The following is a 617-nucleotide window of genomic DNA, read 5'->3' as shown; positions in this document are numbered from 1 at the left end:
CTCGTTGCCACACGGTTGTAGATGTCATAAGTGTACTTATTGTTAGCAATTAGTGTAAAAGTCATTCGATTAGATGTTTTTTTGTTCTATTTGAGTGTAAATATAATACTTTCAAAAATATAAGCTAAAAGTAAAAGCTCGTTTAAAAAACGAGCTTTTAGCGTTATTTTAATCATTCTTACCAGCAGGGATAAACTCACTAATTAAAACCAAATCCCCAACAACTATAAATCGTACAGAATGAGGTTTTCGGCTTTTAGATATGGGAAATTTATGGAATTTACCGTCGTTATATGCTCCTGCAATATATGATAATTTTTCTGTGGTCTCTTTGATATTATCAAAGAAATTATTGGCTATCTCTCTACTACTTTGCTCTGCTATATAATCGGCTTTTTCATTGAGCTGCTCTTCTGCCTCATTAGACCATTGAACAATATAATCAACTTTCATCACTATTTATCTAATTTCAATCTTTTACGCAGATTTTCCAACACTTCTTCATTACTTTTGAATGTAATTTCGCCATTCAAAATTCGCATCAAAAAGACTTGCTCTTCTGAGGGGCGGTTATGTTCCACAAATTCAATTTTGCTGGTTGTACTCACTGGATTTTT

Annotated in this window: 1 protein-coding gene; it reads right to left on the bottom strand. The window is 32.4% G+C overall.

Translation table 11 applies throughout. From position 1 onward, the window contains the following. Window positions 1-168: 168 nt before the first annotated feature. Window positions 169-453: a type II toxin-antitoxin system RelE/ParE family toxin gene (locus tag ACERCG_RS12210; protein ID WP_373612311.1), complete on the bottom strand. Its 285-nt coding sequence runs from the start codon at window positions 451-453 to the stop codon at window positions 169-171. Window positions 454-617 lie beyond the last annotated feature (164 nt).

This window comes from Mannheimia sp. E30BD, from assembly GCF_041807785.1.
Lineage (GTDB): Bacteria > Pseudomonadota > Gammaproteobacteria > Enterobacterales > Pasteurellaceae > Mannheimia.
This window is presented reverse-complemented; position numbering and strand designations above follow the sequence as displayed.

Bases quoted from the DNA above. Each gene is read 5' to 3' on its own strand.
- ACERCG_RS12210 (WP_373612311.1), bottom strand. From the start codon at position 453: ATGAAAGTTGATTATATTGTTCAATGGTCTAATGAGGCAGAAGAGCAG.